The 23,610-nt window shown below is 72.1% G+C and carries 22 protein-coding genes; 14 read left to right on the forward strand and 8 right to left on the reverse strand.

Annotated elements, in window-relative coordinates; translation table 11 throughout:
* The first annotated feature begins 43 nt into the window (after positions 1 to 43).
* The 4 genes from A3CQ_RS0100085 to A3CQ_RS0100100 all read left to right on the forward strand — a co-directional run bounded on the left by A3CQ_RS0100085 (position 44) and on the right by A3CQ_RS0100100 (position 3,983).
* Positions 44 to 1,081: a LacI family DNA-binding transcriptional regulator gene (locus tag A3CQ_RS0100085; RefSeq protein ID WP_051115147.1), complete on the forward strand. Its 1,038-nt coding sequence runs from the start codon at positions 44 to 46 to the stop codon at positions 1,079 to 1,081.
* Positions 1,082 to 1,146: 65 nt separating this feature from the next.
* Positions 1,147 to 2,574, forward strand: a complete 1,428-nt coding sequence (locus A3CQ_RS62415) for an RICIN domain-containing protein (protein ID WP_020508864.1) — start codon at positions 1,147 to 1,149, stop codon at positions 2,572 to 2,574.
* 217 nt (positions 2,575 to 2,791) lie between these two features.
* Positions 2,792 to 3,679, forward strand: a complete 888-nt coding sequence (locus tag A3CQ_RS0100095; protein ID WP_157295097.1) for a 5'-methylthioadenosine/S-adenosylhomocysteine nucleosidase family protein — start codon at positions 2,792 to 2,794, stop codon at positions 3,677 to 3,679.
* A complete protein-coding gene (locus A3CQ_RS0100100) occupies positions 3,666 to 3,983 on the forward strand; it encodes a hypothetical protein (RefSeq protein WP_026205138.1) in 318 nt (105 codons plus the stop codon). Before A3CQ_RS0100095 ends, A3CQ_RS0100100 begins: the two co-directional genes overlap by 14 nt.
* 16 nt (positions 3,984 to 3,999) lie before the next feature.
* Here the strand turns inward: A3CQ_RS0100100 and A3CQ_RS0100105 are convergent, their stop codons facing one another.
* The 3 genes from A3CQ_RS0100105 to A3CQ_RS0100115 form a co-directional block, all read right to left on the reverse strand.
* On the reverse strand, positions 4,000 to 4,554 hold the full coding sequence (locus A3CQ_RS0100105) for a TetR/AcrR family transcriptional regulator (protein WP_020508867.1): 555 nt from the start codon (positions 4,552 to 4,554) through the stop codon (positions 4,000 to 4,002).
* Positions 4,555 to 4,556: 2 nt separating this feature from the next.
* The gene (locus A3CQ_RS0100110) at positions 4,557 to 5,813 is read right to left on the reverse strand and encodes an FAD-dependent oxidoreductase (protein ID WP_020508868.1); all 1,257 of its coding nucleotides are present in this window, start codon (positions 5,811 to 5,813) and stop codon (positions 4,557 to 4,559) included.
* Positions 5,814 to 6,398: 585 nt separating this feature from the next.
* On the reverse strand, positions 6,399 to 6,827 hold the full coding sequence (locus A3CQ_RS0100115; protein ID WP_020508869.1) for a MerR family transcriptional regulator: 429 nt from the start codon (positions 6,825 to 6,827) through the stop codon (positions 6,399 to 6,401).
* Positions 6,828 to 6,850: 23 nt separating this feature from the next.
* Between A3CQ_RS0100115 and A3CQ_RS50830 the strand changes: the two genes are divergently transcribed.
* Both A3CQ_RS50830 and A3CQ_RS0100125 read left to right on the forward strand, forming a co-directional pair.
* Positions 6,851 to 8,293, forward strand: a complete 1,443-nt coding sequence (locus A3CQ_RS50830) for an MFS transporter (protein ID WP_084698852.1) — start codon at positions 6,851 to 6,853, stop codon at positions 8,291 to 8,293.
* Positions 8,290 to 8,997, forward strand: coding sequence for a DUF998 domain-containing protein (locus A3CQ_RS0100125; protein ID WP_020508871.1), 708 nt, complete (start codon positions 8,290 to 8,292; stop codon positions 8,995 to 8,997). Before A3CQ_RS50830 ends, A3CQ_RS0100125 begins: the two co-directional genes overlap by 4 nt.
* A gap of 17 nt (positions 8,998 to 9,014) precedes the next feature.
* Here the strand turns inward: A3CQ_RS0100125 and A3CQ_RS50835 are convergent, their stop codons facing one another.
* From A3CQ_RS50835 to A3CQ_RS0100145, 4 genes are read right to left on the reverse strand one after another with little or no spacing between them, the layout of a single operon-like run.
* Complete coding sequence (locus A3CQ_RS50835; protein WP_157295098.1) at positions 9,015 to 10,700, reverse strand: serine/threonine-protein kinase; 1,686 nt, start codon at positions 10,698 to 10,700, stop codon at positions 9,015 to 9,017.
* A 53-nt stretch (positions 10,701 to 10,753) separates the two neighbouring features.
* The gene (locus A3CQ_RS50840; RefSeq protein ID WP_157295100.1) at positions 10,754 to 11,566 is read right to left on the reverse strand and encodes a hypothetical protein; all 813 of its coding nucleotides are present in this window, start codon (positions 11,564 to 11,566) and stop codon (positions 10,754 to 10,756) included.
* Positions 11,567 to 11,611: 45 nt separating this feature from the next.
* Complete coding sequence (locus tag A3CQ_RS0100140) at positions 11,612 to 12,289, reverse strand: SDR family NAD(P)-dependent oxidoreductase (RefSeq protein WP_020508873.1); 678 nt, start codon at positions 12,287 to 12,289, stop codon at positions 11,612 to 11,614.
* Complete coding sequence (locus tag A3CQ_RS0100145) at positions 12,289 to 13,998, reverse strand: IlvD/Edd family dehydratase (protein WP_020508874.1); 1,710 nt, start codon at positions 13,996 to 13,998, stop codon at positions 12,289 to 12,291. Before A3CQ_RS0100145 ends, A3CQ_RS0100140 begins: the two co-directional genes overlap by 1 nt.
* A 53-nt stretch (positions 13,999 to 14,051) precedes the next feature.
* Here A3CQ_RS0100145 and A3CQ_RS0100150 point away from each other — a divergent pair, with 53 nt between their 5' ends.
* From A3CQ_RS0100150 to A3CQ_RS0100180, 7 genes are all read left to right on the forward strand, one after another.
* Positions 14,052 to 14,816 (forward strand): IclR family transcriptional regulator, encoded by a 765-nt coding sequence (locus A3CQ_RS0100150; RefSeq protein ID WP_020508875.1) that lies wholly within the window; start codon positions 14,052 to 14,054, stop codon positions 14,814 to 14,816.
* An 88-nt stretch (positions 14,817 to 14,904) separates the two neighbouring features.
* Positions 14,905 to 15,444, forward strand: coding sequence for an SMP-30/gluconolactonase/LRE family protein (locus tag A3CQ_RS50845; protein WP_020508876.1), 540 nt, complete (start codon positions 14,905 to 14,907; stop codon positions 15,442 to 15,444).
* 22 nt (positions 15,445 to 15,466) lie between these two features.
* The gene (locus A3CQ_RS0100160; protein WP_342663643.1) at positions 15,467 to 16,318 is read left to right on the forward strand and encodes a fumarylacetoacetate hydrolase family protein; all 852 of its coding nucleotides are present in this window, start codon (positions 15,467 to 15,469) and stop codon (positions 16,316 to 16,318) included.
* A complete protein-coding gene (locus A3CQ_RS0100165; RefSeq protein ID WP_020508878.1) occupies positions 16,318 to 17,325 on the forward strand; it encodes a zinc-dependent alcohol dehydrogenase in 1,008 nt (335 codons plus the stop codon). The genes A3CQ_RS0100160 and A3CQ_RS0100165 overlap by 1 nt, the downstream gene beginning before the upstream one ends.
* Entirely contained in the window at positions 17,322 to 20,045 is a 2,724-nt protein-coding gene (locus tag A3CQ_RS0100170; protein ID WP_020508879.1) for an FAD-binding and (Fe-S)-binding domain-containing protein, read from the forward strand. Before A3CQ_RS0100165 ends, A3CQ_RS0100170 begins: the two co-directional genes overlap by 4 nt.
* Before the next feature lie 3 nt (positions 20,046 to 20,048).
* On the forward strand, positions 20,049 to 20,792 hold the full coding sequence (locus A3CQ_RS0100175) for an SDR family NAD(P)-dependent oxidoreductase (RefSeq protein ID WP_020508880.1): 744 nt from the start codon (positions 20,049 to 20,051) through the stop codon (positions 20,790 to 20,792).
* A 158-nt stretch (positions 20,793 to 20,950) separates the two neighbouring features.
* On the forward strand, positions 20,951 to 21,442 hold the full coding sequence (locus A3CQ_RS0100180; RefSeq protein WP_020508881.1) for a nucleoside deaminase: 492 nt from the start codon (positions 20,951 to 20,953) through the stop codon (positions 21,440 to 21,442).
* Positions 21,443 to 21,447: 5 nt separating this feature from the next.
* Here A3CQ_RS0100180 and A3CQ_RS0100185 read toward each other — a convergent pair whose 3' ends face one another.
* On the reverse strand, positions 21,448 to 21,840 hold the full coding sequence (locus A3CQ_RS0100185; RefSeq protein WP_026205140.1) for a DUF2203 domain-containing protein: 393 nt from the start codon (positions 21,838 to 21,840) through the stop codon (positions 21,448 to 21,450).
* Positions 21,841 to 21,904: 64 nt separating this feature from the next.
* On the opposite strand from A3CQ_RS0100185, the gene A3CQ_RS0100190 reads away from it, so the two are divergent.
* Complete coding sequence (locus A3CQ_RS0100190; RefSeq protein WP_169516236.1) at positions 21,905 to 23,512, forward strand: methyl-accepting chemotaxis protein; 1,608 nt, start codon at positions 21,905 to 21,907, stop codon at positions 23,510 to 23,512.
* Positions 23,513 to 23,610 lie beyond the last annotated feature (98 nt).

Consider the following 23,610-nt stretch of genomic DNA (forward strand, 5'->3'; position numbering starts at 1 on the left):
GACGAAACAATCACGGCGCTCCTCCCGCCGGTCTGGAGTGCCGGTGACCGACGAACGCCTCTTCCAGGTGCAGCGGCACGAGCGGCTGCTCACGGAGTTGCACCAGCGCGGCGCCGTGCGGGTCCGGGAGCTCGCCCGCGACCTCGGCGTCAGCGAGCTCACCATCCGCCGCGACATCACCGCCCTCGCCGCCCGCAACCTGGTCACCCGCGTGCACGGCGGCGCCACCCTGCCGCTGCGCTCCCGCCCCGCCGGCCGCCCGCGCGCCGCCACCGTCACCGGCTTCGCGATCGGGATGGTCGTGCCGTCGCTCGACTTCTCCTGGCCGCCGGTGGTGGCCGGGGCGCGGGCCGCGGCCGCCGCGCTCGGCGTGACCATTCAGCTGCGCGGCTCGAGCCACGACCCGGACGAGGACCGGCGGCAGATCGGCCGGCTCGTCGAGGCCGGCGAGGTGCGCGGCCTGCTGCTCGCGCCCAGCCTCGACGACGACGACATCGTCGACTGGATCGGCCGGCTGCCGGTGCCGTGCGTCCTGGTCGAGCGGCAGCCGCGCCGCTGGACCGCCGCCGCCCGCAAGGTCGAGTGGGTGCGCAGCGACCACGCGCTCGGTCTCGAGATCGCCGTGCACCACCTGCGCGAGCACGGGCACCGGCGGATCGGCCTGCTGCTGTCGCCGGCCAGTCCCACCTCGGTCTACCTGCGGCATCCCGACCTTCCGCCGCCGATCCTGCTCGACGACAACCCGTCCTACGACGACGTCCTCTCCCGCTGCCGCCGGCAGGGCGTCACCGCGCTCATCGTGCACAGCGACCCCCAGGCGATAGCGATCGCGCAGGCCTGCGCGGACCGAGGCTTACGCATTCCGGAGGACATCGCTCTCATCTCGTACGACGACGAGGTCGCGCACCTGGCCGAGCCGCCGCTCACCGCCGTGCGGCCGCCCGCGAACCACGTCGGGCGGCTCGCCGTGGAGCTGATCGTCTCCCGGCTGCTGGGCGGCTCCCTGCGGCCCGCGCGCGGTGTCCTCGTCGCGCCCGAGCTCGTCGTCCGTCAGTCCTCGCCGTTCCACGTTCGGGTGTGAACGTTTCTGACCGTCTCGCTTCGCATCGTGGCGCGGCGAGTCCCCGAGTCCCTGAGATGAGTGCCATGAAGAAAGCTCTGCCGATCCTGGCGCTTCTGGCCGCGGTGCTGGCCGTGCCGGCCGCCGCAAGCCCCGCGGCCGCCGCCACCTCCGGCTTCCGCGGCGTGAACTGGGCCGACCAGCGCGACAACTTCGTCGACGACACCCTCGTGCTCGGCGGGCTGAGCACCGGCGACAGCTACGCCACCACGCAGGCCAAGGCGAACGGGATCCTCACCGGCTTCCAGAACAACCTGGGGGCGAACACGGTGCGGATGCCGGTGAACTATCCGACCGTCTCCGGTTCGTACTGGAACTCGTACACCGGGGCGATCGACGCGGCCACCGGCAAGGGGATGAAGGTGATCCTCAGCTACTGGGAGGCGGCGAGCTCCCGCAACGGGACCGTCGACAACCTCACGCAGTTCTGGTCGATGTGGCAGACGATCGTCACGAAGTACTCGGGAAACGCCGGCGTCTACTTCGAGCCGATGAACGAGCCGTACGGCTACAGCGACGGCGACTGGAAGAACCTGGCCGCCCAGTGGCTGTCCACCTACTCGTCGGTGCCGCGGGGCCGGGTCATCATCTCCGGCGCCGGTTACAACCAGCGGCTCACCACAATCGGGTCGGACTCCCGCTTCGACGGGACGCTCATCTCCCGCCACACCTACCAGTTCTTCGACTCCGGCCGTACGACGGAGGACTCCTGGCGCGAATCCCTGCGCACGAGCGTCGGGGCGTACGCGTCGAGGGTTTTGATCACCGAATTCGGCGCGCCGATGACCGACGGGCGCAACTACGACGTGCCCTCGGCGAGCGACAGCTTCGTCGCCTTCATCCGCGGAACCGCCGCCGAGGCACGCGCCGAGGGGCTGGGCACGGTGTACTGGCCGGGCGTGCGGATCGGCGACCACTACCGGCTGCAGGAGATCGGCGGCAGCGGCACGAACCTGACCCTCTCGACGACGAACGCGTCCGGTCGCGACCAGCTGCGCTACTCGTGGGGCCTGGACGGCGGCGGCAACGCGGCGCTCGCGCACTACCGGGTCACCAACCGCAACAGCGGGCGGGTCATGGACGTGGTCGGCGCATCGCTGTCAGACAGCACCGAGGTCAAGCAGTACGCCTGGAACGGCGGACTCAACCAGCGGTGGGCATTTGAGGACCTCGGCAACGGCTACCTGCGCATTGTCAACCAAAACAGCGGCAAGTGCCTGGATGTCGCCTCGGCCTCGACGGCGGACGGCGCCAACATCATCCAGTACGCCTGCGGCAGCGGCACCAACCAGCAGTGGCAGTGGACCGCGACCGGCAGCTACAACACGCTGAAGGCCCGCCACAGCGGCAAGTGCCTCGACGTGACCGGCGCCTCGACGGCGGACGGCGGCGACATCGAGCAGTACACCTGCACCAACGGCACCAACCAGCAGTGGACCCGCACCGCCTCGTGAGCGACCGCCTTCCGCCGGGCCTCGCTCCACCATCTGCATGACCGACGATCAAGGCAAACGACCGCCACCCCGGCCTGCGGTCGTACATAACCCGGAAGGGGTCCTCCGGGCAGAGCCGAGGTGGCTACGGCCGGTCGATGACGTCCGCATGGCGACCCGACACGATGGCGGCACACGCCACGAACACCGGGAGACCAGGATGCCGAAGGCCGCACGCATGCCGACAGCGGTGTTCCTGACCGCCCTCGACCTCGAACACACCGCGGTGGCCGAGCACTTGTCAGCACCGATCACGGAACGACTCGAACGCGGTCTCATCTTCGACGTCGGCACGTTCGAGGGGCGCGTGTCGTGGCGGGTGGCGGTGGCCCAGGCCGGACCCGGGAACTCGATGGCCGGGGTGCTGCTCGAACGGGCCGTGTCGGCCCTCGCACCCGAGACCGCGATGTTCGTGGGTATCGCGGGTGGACGCAAGGACGTCCGGCACGGGGACGTGGTCGCCGCCGACGCGGTCTACGACTACGAGTCCGGCAAGGACGGCGACGGCGCCTACCTCCCGCGGATCAAGACGTCGGCGCCGTCGTTCGCCCTCGTCCAGCGGGCCCAGGCGGTCGCGCGTCGCGCTCGCTGGCAGGAACGGATCAAGCCCGCGCCGCCGGTCCAGGCCCCGGCCGCCTTCGTCAAGCCGATCGCAGCGGGCGGAAAGGTGGTCGCACACGATCGATCGGCCACCGGGCGGCTGCTGTCCACCTACTGCGGTGACGCACTCGCGGTCGACATGGAAAGCCACGGGTTCCTGCGCGGGGCGTACGCGAATGAGGGTCTTGAAACGCTCGTCGTGCGCGGAATCTCCGATCTGCTCAGCGACAAGACGGCGGCGAACGACGAGCAATGGCAGGTGGCTGCGGCACGCAATGCCGCCGCGTTCGCTTTCGAGGTGCTCGCCATGGCCGACCCGCGGGCGGGCGCCCCCGCAGAGATCCCGGGTACGCGGTGGTTCCAGCGCAATCACGCAACCGGCGGGGGGACCGTCTACGCGAATCAGGGCGGCAACCAGTACATCTACCTTCAGGCGAGGGGTGAGGAGCGCGATGAATCCGTCTAACCCCATCAACCCGAACAACTCGGTGCAGCAGAACTTCGCCCAGCACGGGGGAAACGTCTTTGCGAACCAGGGCCCCGGGAATCAGATCATCAACAACACGACTCAGCAGGCCAAGCGGCGCACGGGATTCGACACCAAGGCGCTGCTCGTGATCCTCGTGCTCGACGTGGCCTTCTTCTTCTACGGCATGACGGCGTACACGGGCCGGAACACCACCGCGGACACCTGGCGCGCCGGCATCTTCATCCTGCTTCTGATCCTGACCGTGAGCCTCGTCCGCCGGTGGCTGCGCCGGAGGGTCTGAGAGGAACAATTCGATGTCACTGGGGCGCCGTCAGGTAGCGCTGGATCGTCGGGCCCACCCAGGCGGCGGCCTCCTCGGCCGGCATCTCTACGACCGGGGGCAGCCGCAGCACGAAACGGCACAGGGCCAGGCCGAGCATCTGGGTCGCGACCAGGCCGGCGCGGCGGGGGGCGTCGGCCGGGTCGGGGCACGCGGCGGCGACCACCGGCAGCAGCTGGACGCCGAACAGGTCGCGCATCCGGGCGGCGGCGGCCTCGTTGGTGGCGGCGGCGCGCAGCAGGGCGGTCAGGGTGTCGTCGCCCTCCCAGCGATTGAGGAAGTGCCGGGCCAGGCCGGCGCCGAGCTGGTCGGGTGGGATGGCGGAGACGTCGGGGAGTTGCAGGTCGAACTCGGCCGCCGCGGCGAACAGCTTCTCCTTGTTGCCGTAGTAGCGCATCACCATCGACGGGTCGATGTCGGCGTCGGCCGCTATCGCGCGGATCGTGGCCCGCTCGTATCCGTCGCTGGCGAACCGTTCCCGGGCCGCCACCAGGATCGCGGCGCGGGTCGCGTCCGATCGCCGTTCCGCCATGCTCAGGCTCCCTTTCGCCGATCCGGCTGGACCGTCTCGCCCGGCTGGATCGCCTTGTCACGCTCGATTGTGTTGCCGCGGTCGATCGCCTTGCCGCGCTCGATTGTCTTCTCGCGCTCGATCGGTTTGTCCCGCTGGATCGTAGACAGCTCGGAGAGATTCATCGCTAGGCCACGGCGGACGGCCGGGACTCGCCCCACGATCGGCAGCACGGTGTTACGCAGCGCGATCAGCGGGCGGCTGCGAAGCGTGGCGACCCGGGTCATACGGTCGGTGAGCGCGACCACGCCCGCGGCGACCGGCCGGCGGCGGGCCTCGTACTCGTCGAGGTCGGTGGCCTCGGCCAGCACCCGGGCGAGTTCGAGGGCGTCCTGGATGCCGGTGTTCATCCCCTGACCGCCGGCCGGGCTGTGCACGTGCGCCGCGTCCCCGGCCAGGAAGATCCGGCCGGCGCGGTAGTGATCGGCGAGCCGGTGGTGCACCCGGAACCGCGAGCTCCACACGATCTCACGCACCCGGGCCGGCGAGCGTCGTGGCCCGCGCGCGTCGAGAATCGCCTGCACATCGGCCGCCGACGGGTGCTCGGGCGCCTCGTCGAGGGTGGCCACGATCCGATGCCGCCCGCCCGGGAGCGGCGCGACGACGACCAACCCGGCCGGCGAGAAGTGCAGCGTCACCTCGTCGTCCGGCAAGGGCCAGTCCATTCGCACGTCGGCAAGGACAAACGATTCGGCGTACGCGTCACCGGTGAAACCGATCCCGCTGAGCTCACGCACCGTGCTGTGCATGCCGTCGGCGCCGACCAGATAGCGCGCCCGGATGGTCTCGCCACCACGAAGCGTGGCGGTCACCCCGTCGTCGTCCGGCCGGACGCCGACCAGCTCTGCCTGCCGGCGGACCGAGCCACCGAGCTGCTCCAGGCGATCGGACAGGATCAGCTCCGTCTCGTTCTGCGGCAACATCAGCGTGTACGGGTATCGCGTCGGCAGCCGCCCGAAGTCCACCGTGAGCAGGGCCCGATCCCCGTCCCGCACGGTGAACCGCGGCACGACGATCCCCCTCTTCACCAGCTCGCCCGACACCTGCAACTCGTCGAGCACCTCCAGCGTCCGCGCGTGGATGACGGCGGCCCGCGACGTGTTCGCCCCCGCCGCCTGCCGGTCCACGATCACCGCGTCGACGCCGCGCTGCTTCAGCGCGGCCCCCAGCGCCAGTCCGACCGGCCCCGCTCCGGCAACCAGAACCTCGGTGTCCCACATGACTCCTCCTCAGAAATGCCAACAACCGTTGGCACGAAGATAGTCGATGCCAACACCTGTTGGCAAACGTGCGTTGGCCCACACCCGTTGGCACGCTGAGCGAGCTACCGCACGTCGAGATAACGCATCGGGCGAGACACTTACGGGGCGCCAGCCGACGTCGAGCACGGTCGCTCGAAGCGATCGAATCGCCGGCAACGGGCACGAGCGATCCGCCACGCGCACGAACGAGCGTGATGTGCGCGAGCATCCGCGGACCCGCGGCCGTCAGGGCCCAAACGTGGCCGCCAAGCCGGAAGCAGCCGAGGACGCCGGCGCACATCCATCAGGGGCACGTGGCCGCCAAACCGGAAGCAGCCGAGGACGCCGGCGCGCGGCCATCGGGGGGCACCTGGTCGCCAATCCGGAAGCAGCCGAGGACGCCCGCGCGGCCATCAGGGGCACGTGGCGGCCAAGCCGGAGGCAGCCAGGGGCGCGGGCGCGGCGGCTAGGAGCGACAGCGGCTACCCAAGCGAACCGGCGACCCGAGCGGGAGCGGTGGGCACCGCGGCGCAGGTGGCAGCGGTGGCCGGAGCGGGAGCGGGGTCAGGTCAGGCGGCTGGGGGCCCACAGGCGATCGGCTTCGCCGGCCTCGATGCTGCCGCGGTAGACGTCGATCTTGTGGTCGATGAGCTTCAGGTTTTCCTGGATCTCGGCGAGCCGGGCCAGGACCGCGGTGCGGTGGGTCTCCATGAGGGCCAGCCGCTCGTGCTCGTTGCCGGGGCCGGCCGCGACCAGCTCGGCGTACCGGCGAATCGATTTGATCGGCATGCCGGTCGCGCGCAGCTTGGTGCAGACGACGACCCACTTCAGGTCGAGGTCGTGGTATCGGCGCTGGCCGCCGCCGGTGCGGTCGACGGGAGTGACCACCAGGCCGGCGCGCTCGTAGTACCGCAGGGTGTGCACGCTCACGCCGGTGCGCTGAGCGGCCTCGGCGATGCTCAGACCGGCGATCGGCTGCTTGACTTCGAGCACACTCTAGATTTTAGCGTCACGCCATGAGTGATCTGACGAGGCGGCGCCGGTTTCTGGTGCTCGCGATCTGCTGCAGCAGCATGGTGGTCGTCGTCATGGACATCTCGATCGTCAACGTCGCGCTGCCGTCGATCGGCCGGGACCTGCACGCCGGCGTCTCCGGACTGCAGTGGACCGTCGATGCGTACACCCTGGTCCTGGGCAGTTTTCTGCTGATGGCGGGATCGACGGCCGACCGGGTCGGGCGACGGCGGATCTTCCGGCTGGGGCTGGCCGCGTTCGGGCTCGGTTCGCTCGCCTGCAGCCTGGCGCCGGGCATCGGCTGGCTGATCGCGGCGCGGGCCGTGCAGGCGGTCGGCGGCACGATGCTCAACCCGGTGGCGATGGCGATCATCGCGTCGACCTTCACCGTCCGGGCGGAGCGGGCGCGGGCGATCGGCGTGTTCGGCGCGGTCTCCGGCCTCGCGCTCGGGCTGGGACCGGTTCTCGGCGGCGCGCTGGTCGACGCGTACGGCTGGAGGTCGATCTTCTGGGTAAACATCCCGATCGTGCTGGCCGCGATCGTCGGCACCGCCCTGGTCGTGCCCGAGTCGCGTGCCGAGCGGCCGCGCCGGTTCGATCCGGTCGGTCAGGTCCTGGTGCTGCTCGTGCTGGGCAGCGTGGTCTTCGCGATCATCGAGTCGGAGCGACTCGGCTGGACCTCGCCGCCGATGGTCGCCCTCTACGCCGTGGCCACGGCCGGAGTTCTGGGCATTTTCTGGTACGAGCCGCGGCGCGCGGACCCGCTGCTGGAGCTGCGCCTGTTCCGGAGCGTGCCGTTCAGCGCGGCGATCCTGACCGCTCTGATCGCCCTGTGCGGCTTCGGGGCGTTTCTGTTCGTCACGACCCTTTACCTGCAGGATGTGCGCGGAATGGAGCCGTTGGCGGCGGGCCTGTGCCTGCTGCCGGTCGGCGCGCTCATCGTGCTGCTCTCCCCGCTCACCGGCCGGATCGTGGGCGAGCGCGGCCCACGCCTGCCGCTCGTGTTCTCCGGCCTGGCCCTGGCCCTGGGCGGGCTGGCGTCGCTGCGGCTGGGCCCGACCACGGCGCTGCCCACGGTGATCGGCGTCTACCTGCTGTTCGGCGCGGCCCAGGGCACAGTCAACCCGCCGATCAGCAACGCGGCCGTCTCCGGGATGCCGCTGTCGATGGCCGGCGTGGCCGCGTCCCTCGCCTCGGCCGGGCGCCAGGTCGGCACCACGCTGGGCGTCGCGATCTCCGGAACCATGGTCGGATCGGCCGTCGCCCGCGGCGGGACGGCGTTCACCGGCGCCGCGCACCACGTCTGGTGGCTGGTGACCGCGCTCGGCCTCGGCGTCGCCGCCCTCGGGCTGCTGAGCACCGCCCGGAGCGCCGCGACTCCCCCGCCGGCGGCGACGATCGGCGGAGAGCGCATCGATGATCGAGAGCCTACGATGCGCGCATGACCGGCGATCGGGTACGGGCCTGGGGCTGGGCGGGGTTCGTCGCGCAGGTGGCCTTCGTCGCGAGCTGGCTGCTCGCCGCGGCCTGGCAGGGCAAGCGATACGACCCGATCGCACACACCATCAGCGACATGTACGCGGTCACCGCGCCCGGCGGCCTGTTCCTGGTCGTCGTGCTCACCCTGTGTGGCCTGGCGACCGCGCTGTTCGCCCTGCTGGCGGTGCGACCGGTGCTGCGGCCCGGCGGCCGGCGCGCGACCGTCGGAGCGATCCTGCTCGCGCTGTCGATCTACGGCCTGGGTGATCTGCTCAGCCCGTTCGAGCGGGAAGCCTGCCGGCTGGCCGACCCGGGCTGCGCGAGCGCCGATCAGTCGGCCAACCTCGGCGGCAAGCTCGACTCGGGGCTCAGCACGATCGGCATCTTCCTGTTCCTGGCGGCCGTCTTCGTGCTGGCGTCGGCCATGAAGCGCACGCCGGGCTGGTCCGGCTGGGTCTGGCCGGCCCGGTGGGCGGGCATCGTCTTCGCCGTGCTGCTCGTCGTGCTCGTCGTGGCCGAAGGCGCCGACCTGGGCGGCCTGCTGGAGCGCCTGCTGGCCGCCTTCGGCTCGTTCGCCATCGCCGCCCTCGCCTGGCGGATCGCCCGGCAGCCCGGCGCCGGCCGCCCCACGCCGGCCGAACCTGCCGGCGCGCCGCCCGGCGAGAGCTGAGCCGGCCGGCCGGGGTGTCACGCGTCGCAGTGCTCGAACTGGCTGTCGTACGTCGCGTCCTCGATCGATCCGCCCCACTTCACGCACACGCCGGCCGCTTTGGCGCGAACCGGCCCGGCGTAGTACTCGAAGCTGCCGCTGTCGGTCACCCGGGCGGCGCCCTGCACCTCGAGGTACGCCGACGCGGACGTGGCCTTCCCGACCCCGGCCGTCTTGAGGGTCACCGTGCAGTTCTTCCCGGTCGAGGCGTTGTAGAGTAGGTAGACGTGGCCGAGCAGGGTGCCGTCCGCGCCCCTGAGCTCCGCCTGATCGATCACCGAGGAGTCGCTGCCGCAGACCGCCTTCGGCGTGTACTTGTTCGTGGCCGCGGCCGAGGACGGGGTGGAGCTGGGCTCGGCCGTCGGGTCGTCGGTGGGGTCGACGACCACCGGCGCGGTCGACGTGGGCGTGGCGGCCGGGTGCGACCGGTTGCCGCCCTTCTTGCTGGTGGGTGCGGCGCCGGGGCGGGCCTTCGCACCGCCGTCGGGACCGTTGCCCGCCGGCCCGGCGACTCCGAGGTCGGGGCCGGACGCCTGCGCCTGATCCGACGGCGGCCGCAGGGCGACGATGATGCCGATTCCGACCGCGGCGACGAGGGCCCCGGCGGCGATGGCCGCGACCGTGGTGTTGCGACGGCGGTTGCGGCTCTCCCCCGACGGCCGGTACCCGCCGGCCGGGGTCACCGGCGGCGGAGGCGAGACCGGCCGCGACGAGACCGGCCGCGACGAGACCGGCACGGCGGCGGGAGCGAACACGGGCGCCGACGACGGCGAGACGGACCGCGACGGGGAAGGCGGCGAGGGGAAAGGCGCCGGGGCGGAACGCACCGGTCCACCGAAGCGCGGCACCGCACGCGCCGCCGCCGCGAGCTCGGCCGCGCTCACGAACCGGCGCGCCGGGTCCTTGGCGAGCGCCCGCATCACGACCGCAGCCGCCTGCGGCGGCACCTCGACCGGCAGCGTCGGCGGATCCCCCATGACCAGCTGCGTCAGCACCTGCAGCGGGTTCTCCCCGACATACGGCGGGCGCCCCGCGACGCAGCAGTACGCGACGGCGCCCAGCGCGTACACGTCGGTGGCGGCCGAGACCGGCTTGCCCTCGGCCTGCTCGGGCGCCATGTAGTGCGCCGACCCGAGAACCACGTTCGTGCTGGTCAGGCCCTCCATCGCGGTCGAGCGCGCCACACCGAAGTCGACCACCACGATCGCCCCGCCGGGGCGTACGAGAAGATTGGCGGGTTTGACGTCGCGGTGCACGATCCCGGCCTCGTGCGCGACCTGAAGGGCGTCGGCGGCCTGGGCCACGATCGCCATGGTCTCGGCCACGCCGAGCCGGCCGGCCGCCTCGATCCGCTTGGACAGCGGCGTGCCCTCGATGAACTCCATGACGAGGTAGTCGAGCCGCCCGCCGTCGACGACCGCGTTCTCGCCGTAGTCGTAGACCTGGACGATCCCCGGGTGCCGCAGCGCCGCCATCACCCGCGCCTCGCGGCGGAACCGCGCGATGAACTCCCCGTCGGCCATCAGCGTCGGCAGCAGCACCTTGATCGCCACGCCCCGCCGCAGCAGCAGGTCGTCGCCGCGCCAGACCTCACCCATCCCGCCGGCCGCGATCCGTTCGGTGAGCCTGTAGCGGTCGCTCAGCACGACTCCGGGGGTTAGCACCCGGCCATGCTACTGGCCGGGGTCGAGCAGCCCCCGGGCCAAGCGCCCGGCGTTCAGCGCGTGGACCGCCTCGGCCGTTCCGCGTCGGGCAGCGGCTCGAATTCCGGCCGATCGGGCTGGTACGGCGCGCAGCGGGACCAGGCCAGCGCCCGCAGCTCGACGAAGCCCTCGTCGTCCGGCCGCGGCCAGATCAGGTCGGTGTCGCGCAGCACGTCGGCCATCTCGGCGAGCACGTCCTCGACCGGCGCCTCGGTGAGCGGCATCGGCGGCTCGCCCGGCTCGCGGAGCTCCTCCCAGGATTCCGCCGCGCCCGCCCGGAGCAGGGCCAGCCTGTCGATCATCCGGCCGGAGACGGTGACGACCTCCGCGGTCAGCGTGTGCGCGGTGGACGCGTCGTCGGGGGCCGCGTACTCGACGAACAACACCCGTTCGCTGTCCCGGACGTCGACCGCCCGCCAGGCCCGGACGGCGGTGAAGCCCGGCGTCTCGCGCCACGGCGGCGACGGCTGCGACTCGGCCAGCAGCTTGATCGTCCCGTCGAGCAGCGCGTGTTCGCTCGCCGGCGCGACCCGTCGCAGGGCGGCCACCGCGGCCAGCCCGGCCGGTGACGGCCGGTTCGACGCCCGGCCGGCCACCTCGAGGCACAGCAGGCGCAGCGCGTCCCGATCGCCGAGGCGGGCGTCCCGCCAGGCCCGGCCGAGCCAGCCGGAGGCCCACCGCTCGACCGCGAGCACGTCGCCCCACTGCGGCAACGCGGCGCTGTCGCGCAGCACGCGGTCGGACAGCCGCAGTTGCCGCACGGTGCCGCCGGACCGGGCCTTCGATCGGCCACGCCCGCTGGGCCGGCCACGACTTTTCGGACTCACCGTGACACCCCACCACAAACCGACCGGCCGATCCAGCACCGCCGGTCAGTACGTCGCCCGGCCCCCGCTGATGTCATAGACCGCGCCGGTGGAGAACGTCATCCGATCGGAGCTGAGCCAGGCGATCAGTTCCGCCACCTCCGACGGCCGGCCGACCCGGCGCATCGGGATGAGGCTGGTGATGTGGGCGAGCGCCTCGGGACCGGTGTCCGCGTTCATCGGGGTCTCGATGACCGCGGGGGCGACCGCGTTCGCGAGGACGCCGGTGGTGGCGAGCTCCTTGCCGAGCGATTTGGTCAGCGCGATGACCGCCGCCTTCGAGGCCGAGTACGGCGCCATGTTCGGGTTGCCGTCCTTGCCGGCCATGCTGGCCATGTTGACGATCCGGCCCCAGCCGCGCTCGATCATGCCCGGGATGAACGCCCGGCAGGTGTTGACGGTGCCGTACACGTTGACGGCGAAGACGCGTTCCCAGCCGTCGATCGGAATCTTCCACAGCGGAGCGTTCGCGCCCACGATGCCCGCCGAATTGATCAGAATGTCCACGTCACCGATCCCGGCCGCCGCCGCCTGCACCGCCGACGGATCGGTCACGTCCACGACCAGATCCGCCTCGGGCGCCAGGTCCAGGGTCAGAACCTTCACCCCGTCGAGCGCGAGCCGTTCGGCCACGGCGGCGCCGATCCCGCTCATGCCCCCGGTCACGACCGCCGTGCGCGCCATCAGTGCGACTCCCGCGACACGGTCCAGCCGCTGGAGCCGACCAGGAAGTCCAGGTCGGCGCCCGTGTTGGCCTGGCCGACCGTGTCCACGTACAGCTTCTCCCAGCCCCGGGTGGGCGTCGCGTAGGCGGCGACGGCCGCGGGCTCGGGTGGCCGCGCCGCGAGCTCCTCGTCCGGTATGTCGACGTCGAGTCGTCGCTTCGCGACATCCAGCACGATGATGTCGCCCGTGCGGACCTTGGCCAGCGGTCCGCCGGCGGCGGCCTCCGGCGAGACATGCAAAACCACGGTTCCGTACGCCGTCCCGCTCATCCGGCCGTCGCAGACGCGCACCATGTCCCGTACGCCCTGAGCCAGAAGCTTGGCCGGAAGCGGCATGTTCGACACCTCGGGCATGCCCGGATAGCCCTTGGGCCCGCAGCCGCGAAGGATCAGCACCGAGTCGGCGGTCACCTCGAGGTCCGGGTCGTCGAGCCGCGCGTGCAGGTCCTCGATCGAGTCGAAGACGACCGCCGGCCCGCGATGGGACAGCAGCGCCGGGGTCGCCGCGGCCGGTTTGATGACCGCCCCGTCCGGCGCCAGGTTCCCGTAGAGCACTGCTATCCCGGCCTCGGGCTGCAGCGGCGTCTCGCGGGCGCGGATGACCTCCCGGTCGTAGACCTCGGCGTCGTCCAGATAGGACACCAGCGGCCGCCCGGTCACGGTGATCGCGTCCGGGTCGAGCAGGTCGCGCACCTCGCGCAGCACCGCGTGCAGCCCGCCGGCCCGGTACAGGTCGTCCATCAAGAAGCGTCCAGCGGGCTGCAGATCGACCAGAAGTGGCACACCCGATCCGATCCGGTCGAAATCGTCCTGCGAAAGCGAAACCCCGAGCCGCCCGGCGATCGCGAGCAGGTGGACGACCGCGTTCGTCGACCCGCCGAGCGCGGCCAGCGCGACGATCGCGTTGAGGAACGAGGCCCGGGTCATCACGTCGCTCGGCCGCCGCGCCTCGTCGACGAGCGAGACCGACAGCACCCCGGTCGCGTGCGCGGCCTCGAGCAGGCGGCTGTCGGGGGCAGGGGTCCCGGCGATGCCCGGCAGCGTCATGCCGAGCGCCTCGGCCAGCAGACCCATCGTCGAGGCGGTGCCCATCGTGTTGCAGTGCCCGCGACTGCGGATCATCGAGGACTCGGAGCGCTGGAACTCGGCCGCGCTCATCGTGCCGGCGCGCACCTCCTCGGAGAGCTGCCAGACGCCGGTGCCGCAGCCCAGCGGCACGCCCCGGAAGGTGCCGGTCAGCATCGGGCCGCCCGGCACGACGACCGCCGGGATGTCGACCGAGGCGGCGGCCATCAGCAGCGCCGGGATCGTCTTGTCGCAGCCGCCGAGCAGCACGACACCGTCGATCGGGTTCGCTCGCAGCATCTCCTCGATGGCCATCGCGGCCATGTTGCGCCACAGCATCGCGGTCGGCTTCACCTGCGTCTCGCCCAGCGACACCACGGGCAGGTTGAGCGCGATGCCCCCGGCCTCGTGGATGCCGTCGGCGACGCTGCGGGACACCTCGTTGAGATGCGCGTTGCAGGGGGTCAGGTCGGACGCCGTGTTGGCCATCGCGATGTGTGGCCGGCCGTCGAACGCGTCGGCGGGTAACCCGCGTCGCATCCAGGCCCGGTGGATGTAGCTGTTCCGGTCATCGCCGCCGTACCACTCCGCGCTGCGTCGCATTTCCTCACCGTAAACCTTTCAACTTGGCGGAACAACGGTCTAACATCCGGAACGTGACCGACCTGTCCGAGCGCCTCGTGGGTGCCGACCGGGTGCTCGCCGTGCTGGCCGAGCTGGCCCGTCACCCCGAGGGCATCGGCCTCGACGACATGGCCCGGGCGATGGCGAGCCCGAAACCGACGGTGCACCGCGCGCTCGCCGCGTTGCGCCGGGCCGGCTTCGCCGCTCAGGACGGGCCCGGCCGGTACGTGCTCGGCGACGAGTTCCTCCGCCTCGCGTTCGCCCATCACGAGGCCCGCCCCGATCATCTCCGGGTGCAGCCCGTTCTGCGGCGGCTTTGCGACCGATACGGCGAGACCGTGCACTACGCGACGCTCGACGGCCGCTGGGTGGTCTACCGCTCGAAACTCGATCCGCCCTCGGGCGCGATCCGGCTCAGCTCGGTCGTCGGCGGGCGCAACCCGGCGCACACCACCGCGGTCGGCAAGCTGCTGCTCTCCTACGTGCTGCACACCGAGCCCGAGGTGCGCGACTGGATCGGGGACGAACCGCTGAGCACGCCGACCGACCGCTCGATCGGCACCCCCGACCGGCTGCACGCCGAGCTCGTGCGCACCCGCGAGCGCGGCTACGGCGTCGACGACCAGGAGAACGAGCCGGGCGTCGCCTGCCTGGCGGTGCCGGCCTTCCTGACCTCGCCGAGCGTGCCGAGCGGGGCGATCAGCATCAGCGGCCTCGCCTATCGCACCCCGATCCAGACGCTGGTCGACGACCTGCCCGCGATCCGCTCGATCGTGGCCGGCGGTGAGGGGTCGTGACGGAGGCCTTCATCGCCACGCCGGTGAGCCCCGACGCGTACCGCCTGGGCGAGGGACCGGTCTGGGACCCGCGCCGGCAGCGCCTGCTGTGGGTCGACATCCTCGCGGGAAAGGTCTTCGCGGCCTGTCGCTCGCCGACGAGACCGGCTCGACGACCGAGGTGCTGGCCCGGTACGAGGACGGCGGGCTCACCTGGCTCGACGAGGACCTCACGCTCTCCAACGGGCTGGCCTGGAGCCCCGACGGCGGCCGCCTCTACAGCATCGACTCGGAGCCCGGCGTGGTGCACGTGCGCGACTACCCGAGCGGGCCGCGCCGGGACCTCTTCAAGGTCGCGGACGGGCTGCCCGACGGCATGTGCGTCGATCGTGACGGCAACCTCTGGATCGCCGTCTGGGGCCGCGGGCGGGTCGAGTGCAGGACGCCCGGGGGCGAGCTGCTCGCCGTGGTCGAGGTGGACGCGCCGCACACCACCAGCGTGGCGTTCGCCGGTCCCGGCCTCGACGTCCTGGTCATCACGTCGGCGACGGCCGGACTCGATCCGGTCCCGGTCAACTCCGGTCGCCTCTTCACCTGCCGGGTGAACGCGACCGGCCTTCCCCTGCCGTACTGGAATCCCGCCCTCTGACATCGGAGACCTCGTGTATCTCATGCGTGTCGGCGCCCCCGGCGCCGAAAAGCCCGTCGTGCGCGTCGACGACGACCGCTACGTGGACGTGTCCGACCTCGTCACCGACTTCGACGAGGCGTTCTTCGGCGGCGGCGGGCTGCGCCTGCTCGCCGGGCCGGTCGCCGAGCGGATCGCGGCCGGCGAGACCGAGCCGTTCGGCGGCCGGCGGATCGGGGCGCCGATCGCGCGGCCGCACCAGATCCTGTGCATCGGCCTCAACTACCGCGACCACGCCGCCGAGACCGGCCAGGCCGTGCCCGACGAGCCGATCCTGTTCACGAAGTCGCCGAACACGCTGGTCGGGCCCGACGACGACATCCGCATCCCGCGCGGCTCCACCAAGACGGACTGGGAGGTGGAGCTGGGCATCGTCATCGGCAGCCGGACGTCCTATCTGGACTCGGTCGAGGACGCGGCGGCGGCCATCGCCGGGTACGTGCTGGTCAACGACGTGAGCGAGCGGGCGTTCCAGATCGAGCGCGGCGGCCAGTGGTCCAAGGGCAAGTCGGCCGAGACGTTCAACCCGGCCGGGCCGTGGCTGGCCACCCCCGACGAGGTCCCCGACGTGCTCGGCCTGGACATGTGGCTGGATGTGAACGGGGTACGCCGGCAGACCGGCAACACCCGGACGATGGTCTTCGACCCGTACTTCATCGTGCACTACCTGAGTCAGTTCATGGTTCTCGAGCCCGGCGATCTGATCAACACGGGCACCCCGCCCGGCGTCGGCATGGGCCACAACCCGCAGATCTGGCTCCAGCCCGGCGATGTGGTCGAGCTCGGCATCGACGGGCTGGGCAGCGGCCGGCAGCGGGTCGTAGGGCCACGCTGATGCGCGCCCTCGTCTTCACCGGCCCGGGCCGGGCCGAGGTGCGGACGGTCGACCCGCCGCGGGCCGAGAAGGGGCAGGTCGTCGTGGACGTCGAGCGGGTCGGCATCTGCGGCACCGACATGGAGCTGTTCAGCGGCGAGATGAGCTACTTCGGCACGGGCGGCTCGTCCTATCCGCTGCGGCCCGGCCACGAGTGGTGCGGGGTCGTCTCGGCGGCCGGCGACGGGGTGGACGAGGGCTGGCTCGGCCGGCGGGTCACCGGCGACACGATGATCGGCTGCGGCGAGTGCGCCCGCTGCCGTGCGGGGCGGCACTGGGTCTGCGCGTCGCGGCACGAGCTCGGCATCACCGACGGCCTGCCGGGCGCGATGGCCGAGCAGGTCGCGGTGCCCGCGGCGTACCTGCACCCGTTGCCCGACGCGGTGGACGCGACGCTGGGCGCGCTGGTCGAGCCGGGCGGGAACGCGCTGCGCTGCGTCGACGCGGCGCGACTGGCCTCCGGCGAGCGGCTGCTCGTGCTCGGCACCGGCACCATCGGGCTGCTGGTGGCCCTTTTCGCGCGGGCACGCGGCATTCGGGTGCACCTGATCGCCCGTTCGGCGAACGACCTGGCGCTGCCCCGGAGTCTGGGCTTCACCGACGCCTGGACGCGCGAGACGCTGCCCTCGCTGCCGTGGGACGGGATCGTCGACGCGACGACGGGCGAGGACATGCCCGCTCTCGCCCTGGATCTGGTCGAGCCCGGTCGCCGCGTCGTCTACATCGGACTGTCGGTGCCGCCGAGCCGCATCGACACCCGCGACCTGGTCCTCAAGGACGTCACCGCCGTCGGCATCCTCGGCGCGTCCGCCGGGCTGGCCGGGGCCATCGAGGCGTACGCGGACGGCTCGGTCGACCCCCGTCCGCTGGTCGTCGCGACCGTGAGCCTCGACGAGATGGCCCGCGTGCTCGCCGGCCACCGCCCGCGCGGCCCGGGGCCGAAGATCCACGTGGATCCGCGGCTATGAGGGCCCTTTCCGAGGCGGCGCCGGGCGCCGTGCACACCCGGGCCACCGATCGGCTCGGCATGGCGCACGACGCCTCGCACTACCTGCTCACGCCGCAAGCCGTGCTCACGCCGCGCGACACTGCCCAGGTCGCCGCGCTCATGCGGGCCGCCGACGGGCTCGGCCTCGGCGTGACGTTCCGCTCCGGCGGCACCAGCCTCAGTGGCCAGGCCGGCACCGACGCGCTGCTCATGGACACCCGCCGGCACTTCCGCGACATCGAGGTGCTCGACGGGGGGCTGCGCGTGCGGGTGCAGCCGGGTGCGGTGCTACGGCAGGTCAACGCGCGCCTCGCCCCGTACGGACGGCGGCTCGGTCCCGACCCGGCGAGCGAGGCGGCCTGCACGATCGGCGGCGTGATCGCCGACAACTCCAGCGGCATGACCTGCGGCACCCACGCGAACAGCTACCAGACCCTCGACTCGCTGACGCTCGTGCTGCCGAGCGGGACCATTGTGGACACCGGCGAGCCCGACGCCGACGCCCGCCTCCGCGAGGCGGAGCCCGCACTGACCGAGAGCCTGCTGCGGCTGCGCGACCGGTTGCGGTCCAATCCCGATTCCGTACGCCGTATCCGCGCGCAATTCGCCATGAAGAACACCATGGGCTACGGCCTGAACAGCTTCCTCGACCACTCGACGCCGGCCGGGATCCTGGCCCATCTGGTCGTCGGCAGCGAGGGAACGCTCGGCTTCGTGGCCTCGGCCGTGTTCCGCACCGTGCCCGTCCACCCGCACGCCGCCACCGGCCTGCTCGTCTTCCCCACCCTGCACGCCGCGATGGCCGCGATGCCCGCGCTCGTGGCCCAGGAGCCGGCCGCGGTCGAGCTGCTCGACGCCGGATCGCTCCTCGTAGCCCAGGCCGATCCGGAGGCCGGCGAGATCCTGCGCTCGCTCGCCGTCGACCGGCACGCCGCATTGCTCGTCGAGTGGCAGCAGGAGGATCCCGAATCCCTGGGGCAAAGGGAGCACGCGGCGCGACGGCTCATCGGCGAGCTCGACCTCGCCGTCCCCGCTCGGCTCGGCCGCGATGCGGCCGGCCGTGCCGCGCTCTGGCACATCCGCAAGGGGCTCTACGCGACCGTGGCCGGCGCCCGCCCGCCCGGCACGGTGGCGCTGCTCGAGGACGTCGCCGTTCCGGTGCCGGTGCTCGCCGGCCTCTGCGACGACCTGCACTCGCTGTTCGATCGGCACGGTTATGAGCGAAGCGTCATCTTCGGCCACGCCAAGGACGGCAACCTGCACTTCATGCTCCCCTGCCGCTTCGACACGGACGACGACGTGCGCCGGTACGCCGACTTCACCGAGGACATGGTCGAGGCCGTGCTCGGGCGCGGCGGCACGCTCAAGGCCGAGCACGGCACCGGCCGGGTCATGGCGCCGTTCGTCCGCCGCCAGTACGGCGACGAGCTGTACGACGTGATGGTCGAGGTGAAACGGGCCTGCGACCCGGGTGGCGTGCTGAATCCGGGCGTGCTGCTCACCGACGATCCCTCCGCGCACCTGCGGCACCTCAAGCCGGTCGTCAGCGTGGAGCCCGAGGTCGACCGGTGTGTCGAGTGCGGCTACTGCGAGCCGGTCTGCCCGAGCCGCGACCTCACCACGACGCCACGGCAGCGGATCGTGCTGCGCCGGGAGATGGCGACCGCCCGCGCCGCCGGGGATCTCGCGCTGGCCCGTGAGCTCGAGCGGGAGTTCCAGTACGACGCGGTGGACACGTGCGCGGTCGACGGCATGTGCGCCACGGCGTGCCCGCTGCACATCAACACCGGCGACCTCACCAAACGGCTGCGCGCCTCGGCGCACGGGCCGGTGGCGCGGCAGGTCTGGAAGAGCGCCGCCCGGCACTGGGACGGTGCCACCCGGGTCCTGGGCCGGGGGCTCGACGTCGCGCCGGTGGCACCGTCGCTTGTGGAGGCGGTCACGCGCGCTCCGGGCGTACCGCAATGGAAGCGGGACCTGCCGACCGGCGGAACCCGCCGCCGGGCCTCGACGCCGGCGCAAGCCGATGCGGTCTATCTGCCGTCGTGCCTGAACACCCTGTTCGCACCGGCCGGGGCCGGTGTGCTGACCGCCGTGCGGAATCTGGCCGCCCGAGCCGGCATCCGCCTGCTTGTTCCGGAGGATGCCGGGTCGCTCTGCTGCGGCACGCCCTGGTCCTCGAAGGGCCTCACCGACGGGTACGCGGTGATGCGCGACCGGGTGCGATCGGCGCTCGCCGGCACCACGCTGCCCGTGATCAGCGATGCCGCGTCCTGCACGGAGGGATTCGCCCGGGAGCTGGACGGGCACGAGGTGGTCGACGCGATCACCTTCGTCGACGCCCACGTCCTGCCCCGCCTACGCGTCGACCGGAAACTGCCCTCGCTCGCGCTGCACCCCACCTGCTCGTCCACCCGGCTCGGCCTGGACGACGCGATCGGCCGGATCGCGAACGCCATCGCCGATCGGGTGGTGATCCCCGACGGCTGGCAGTGCTGCGCGTTCGCCGGCGATCGCGGGCTCCTGCGACCGGAGCTGACGGCTTCCGCGACTGCCGCCGAAGCCGCCCAGGTGAAAGCCGGGGACTTCGCCGCGCACGCCTCGGTCAACCGCACCTGCGAGATCGGCCTGACCCGCGCCACCGGCCACACCTACCACCACTTGCTGGAACTTCTCGACACCGCCACCTCGGAGGGCTGACACATGTCCGAACTCGCCGGTCTCACCGCGATCGTCACCGGAGGCGCCTCGGGCATCGGCCTCGCCACCGCCACCCTGCTGGCCGCGCGCGGCGCCCGGGTCGCCTGCCTCGACCTCAACCCGTCCGTCGCCGAGCCGCTGCTGGGCTTCAAGGCCGACGTGACCGACGACGCGTCGATCCGCGCCGGCGTGACCGCGGCGGCCGAGGCCCTCGGTGGTATCGACATCGTCGTCAACAACGCCGGGATCGGCGCCCAGGGCTCGGTCGAGGACAACGACGACGCCGAGTGGGCGCACGTGTTCGACGTGAACGTGCAGGGCATGGTCCGCACGACCCGGGCCGCCCTCCCGTTCCTGCGCCGCTCCGCGCACGCCGCGATCGTCAACGTCTCCTCGATCGCCGCGACGGCCGGCCTTCCGCAGCGCGCGCTGTACTCGGCCACGAAGGGCGCGGTTCTGTCGCTGACGCTCGCCATGGCCGCGGACCATCTGCGCGAGGGCATCCGCGTCAACTGCGTCAACCCGGGCACCGCGGACACGCCGTGGGTCGGCCGCCTTCTCGCCAAGGCGGCCGACCCGGAGGCCGAGCGCGCCGCGCTGGAGGCCCGCCAGCCCACCGGCCGCCTCGTGAGCGCCGACGAGGTGGCGGCGGCCATCGCCTACCTGGCCGGGCCGCTCGCCTCGGCCACCACCGGCACGTCTCTCGCCGTCGACGGCGGCATGCAGGGCCTGCGCCCCCGCAAATGACGCGCCCGGCCGGCGCGCGTAGCGCCCGGCGCACGAAGGAAAAGGCGCAACGCTCAAACCGTCCTTGTCACACTTTCCGACCCCGTCCGCCGAGGGTGGTTGCTGCGCGGAGTTGCCGATCGACCGTAGGGTGACCATCGACGCGGAGGGGGCTTCGGATGACGCTGGTGACGTCGCGGCGGGTGACAGAGGGCGACCGGCGATGGCTCGAGCGGGCCGTGGCGCTCGCCTGGCAGGCCCGGGAGCGTGGCGATCATCCGTTCGGAGCACTGCTCGTCCTGCCCGGCGGCGGCCTGCTGGAGGCGCTCAACAGCGTGGTGACCGGGGCCGACCCGACCGGGCACGCCGAGACCAACCTGGTGCGGCTGGCCGGCAAGGCCGACCGGGCGAGCCTGAGCGGCAGCGTGCTCTACACCAGCACCGAGCCGTGCGCGATGTGCGCCGGCGCGATCTACTGGTCCGGCATCGGCCGGGTGGTGTTCGCGCTGTCCGAGGAGGGACTGGCCGGCATGGTCGAGGAAGAGGAGGGCGTGCCGCCGCTACGCCTGCCGAGTCGCGAGGTGTTCGCCCGCGGCGGCCGCTCGATCGTCGTGGACGGGCCGGTCGGGCTGGTCAGCGCAACCGCCGTACACGAAGGATTCTGGGCTTGAAGTGATCACGCGCCGGTCCGGTCTCCCAGCGGCCGCCGGCCGGCGAAGCCCAGATCGGCCCGGTGGTACCAGGTCAGCTCGGCGTCCCCCTCGAGCCAGCACAGCAGCACCGGCACCTCGCCGAGATCGCCCAGCACGAGGTCGGCCGGGAAGTCGACCAGCAGCGGCGCCACGCCCTTCAGCTCGGCCCCGGTCTCCTGGATCGCGGTCATCAGCTCGTTGAGCCGCGCCTCGGCCGCCTTGCGCTCCGGCAGCCCGCCCAGCGTGGTCGGCAGACCGCCCGGAGTCAGCGCGGCCGAGATCTCCACCAGGTCGGCCCGCACCACGATCAGCTCGTCGATGACCGGCCGCAGCTTGGCCAGCTCGATCCGTGCCTGGTCGACCGTGAAGAGCCCCATGGGGATCAAGTCTGTCATCCCATAACTCAGATCTTGCCGCGACCGGTCGAAGCGGAAGATGGGGGTGATCGCGTTGGGGGCGATCGGTGACTGGCTGCGCGACCGGCGGTTGCGCACGAAGGTGGGCGCGGCGCTGGCGGTCGTGGCGCTCGCCGCGATCATCGTGGGTGTGGTCGGCGTGCTCGGGCTGCGCGGCGTCGCGAACGAGGCCGACGACATCTCGGAGAACAACCTGGCCAGCACCGTGCAGCTGGCGAAGGTGCGGCAGGCCATCGCCGAGACCGCGATCCACCTGCTCAACCACAACGCGGCGCCGGGTGACACCGAGCGGGACGCGGCCGAGCGCGCACTGGACGCCGACGACAAGGCGTTCGAGGCGGCGGTCGCGAATTACGTCGCCGGCAGCTACGCGGGCGACCCGGGCCAGCTCGAGGCGCTGACCACGGCCTGGGTCTCCTATCAGGCGGTACGGGACGAGAAGCTGCTCCCGCTCAGCCGGGCCGACGACGACGACACGTTCGAAACCGTCAACGCGAGCCAGGCGCAGCCGCTGTACGAGCAGGCGGCCCAGGCGATCACCGCGATGGCCGCCGACGAGACCGCTGACGCCGAGAAGGCCGCCGCCGAGGTCGAGCGCACCTACACCCGGGAGCGCACGCTCGTGCTGACCGTGCTCGGCGCCGGCCTGCTGCTGGCGGTGCTGGCCGGCGCGGCCGTGGTGCGCGGCGTGGTGCGGCCGCTGGGCCGGGTCTCCCAGGTGCTGCACGCGGTGGCCGAGGGCGACCTCACCCGTACGGTGGGATTGGCGACCCGCGACGAGATCGGCGTGATGGCCACCGACGTCGACCGGGCCGTCACCAGCATGCGGGACACGGTCGAGGTCCTGACCCGCTCCTCGGCCACTCTCGGCGAGGCCGCCGGCCGGCTCGACGCGAGCACGTCGGTCGTCGAGCGCTCGGCCCGGCAGGTGCGCGACGGCTCGGGCCGGGTCTCCGGCGACACCCGCGACGTCGCCGACAGCATGACCGAGGCGGCGGCCGGCAGCGACGAGATGACCGCGACGATCCAGGAGATCGCGCGCAGCGCCTCCGAGGTCGCCGCCGTCGCCACCGAGGCCAGCGACACCGCGCAGCGCACCGGGGCGCAGGTCGCCCGCCTCGCCCAGTCGTCGGCCGAGATCTCGAACGTGGTCAGCCTGATCACCGCGATCGCGAACCAGACCAACCTGCTGGCGCTGAACGCGACGATCGAGGCGGCGCGGGCCGGCGAGACCGGCAAGGGCTTCGCGGTGGTCGCCGGCGAGGTCAAGGAGCTGGCGATGGAGACGGCGAAGGCCACCGAGGCGATCGTCGAACAGGTGGCGGCGATCCAGACCGACACCGCGCAGACGCGGGAGACGATCGACGAGATCATCGCGGTCATCGAGCGGATCCGGGAGCACCAGGACACCATCGCCGCAGCGGTCGAGGAACAGAGCGCCACCAGCGACGTACTGCGGGGCAGCGTCAGCCACGCGGCGACCGGGGCGACGAGCATCGCGGCGACGATGGGCGAGTTCGCGGACGCGGCGACGGCCACGGTCACGGCAGTCGACGACAGCCAGCGCTCGATCGCGGACCTCACCGAGATGAGCCGCGAACTGACCCGAGTAATCGGTGGATTCCGGATCTAAAGGATTTAAGGGAAGGATCCGCCTTCGCGGTGGGCGCGGCTCATCCGTTCAGAGGGATCGCTTTGACAGTTTCACGACGTACAGTCCTGTCCTGAACG

Origin of the sequence: Paractinoplanes globisporus DSM 43857, from assembly GCF_000379645.1 — a bacterium.
Lineage (GTDB): Bacteria > Actinomycetota > Actinomycetes > Mycobacteriales > Micromonosporaceae > Actinoplanes > Actinoplanes globisporus.